Genomic DNA, 1,183 nt, shown 5'->3' with positions numbered 1-1,183 from the left:
TGACGGCTCTAGGCAGTAGCCACACACTACGCCAGGGTGTAGGTTGCTCGACATCATTGCGCCTTGGCCAGTACCACAACCCGTGACCACAAAGTCTACCGCTTTTGAGTTCAGTAGAATGCTTGCCATGATGCCTAGGTGGATGTAAGTCAGATGGTGGTCATTTTCATCTTTCATACCAACGTTGAACACGTCTGCTAGCCACCCGCTACGCTGTTTAACTCTGCTGCAACCATCGCGTTTTTCGGTGTCTTGGCTGTTTTCCATCATTAGTGCAATTTTCATCGGTTACTCCTGCGGTTCACCGCAATTCAAAAATAAATCTTAAACGAAATCTTTACGCATAGGGGTGAAGGTATCAATCAGTACACCCGCTTTCAGACAAACACAGCCATGTCCAATGTTTGGCTCTTTGTACATAGTATCGCCTGTTTTGACGATTTTTTTCTCATCGCCAATGGTGAACTCAAATTCACCTGACAGCACGTAAGTCAGTTGCTCGTGAGGATGTGAGTGCATGCGCACTACGCCCCCGTTTCAAAATGCACTTCGACTGACATCATGTTGTCGCTGTGTGCCAGCACTTTGCGCGAAATGCCTTGGCCAAGATCTTCCAGCGCGATGTCGTGACTCAATACAAACATGGTTCACCTATTAGCCTGTTTTTTTTTGGGTCACCGGCAATAATGGTTGCCGTAGAGACCCACCAGTATGTTGTTGATTAACCAGCAGGTTGCCCCTGCTAGAAAGCCAATCCGCATGCGGATGCCACTTCAATACGAACAGTGAATATGTACCAATTACCGTCCCAACAATTGGCCATAATTCCCACCAGTGCTCAGCCATTCCTAGGCCACTAACGATACCGATAAGAATAAAAATGGCTGCCACCCATTTGGAAGAGGTGAAGATCGATGTTGTGGTTCGTAACGCAGAAAGCAGTGCGCTGAGCGCCGAAAGCATCGATCCTAGCAGCAAAAATGGAGAAGATGATTGAGATTGAACACCAGCATTAGGATTTTCAAATGCCTGTCATTTTCTGGTAAAGGTGGAGATTCCCAAACCAAAACTGAGAAACCCTAACGCTTGCTGCCAAATCAATCTCAGCCATCATCTTCTCACAATTGGATTAGCGTGATAGCCAGCCGCCATCTACCGCAACGGTGTAACCGTTAATGTAGTC

1 protein-coding gene and 2 pseudogenes are annotated in these 1,183 nt (G+C 47.0%); all 3 read right to left on the bottom strand.

Features of this window, described 5'->3' with window-relative positions; all coding sequences use genetic code 11:
- The coding region (locus CIK04_RS30085) for an RpiB/LacA/LacB family sugar-phosphate isomerase (RefSeq protein ID WP_176463481.1) at positions 1-285 on the bottom strand (285 nt) is incomplete at its 3' end.
- 39 nt (positions 286-324) lie between these two features.
- Positions 325-644, bottom strand: a pseudogene (locus CIK04_RS30080) (cupin domain-containing protein).
- Positions 645-701: 57 nt separating this feature from the next.
- A pseudogene (locus CIK04_RS30075) lies at positions 702-1,114 on the bottom strand (YgjV family protein); the annotation flags it as partial.
- Between the last annotated feature and the right edge of the window lie 69 nt (positions 1,115-1,183).

Source organism: Vibrio sp. 03_296 (assembly GCF_002265885.1).
This window is presented reverse-complemented; position numbering and strand designations above follow the sequence as displayed.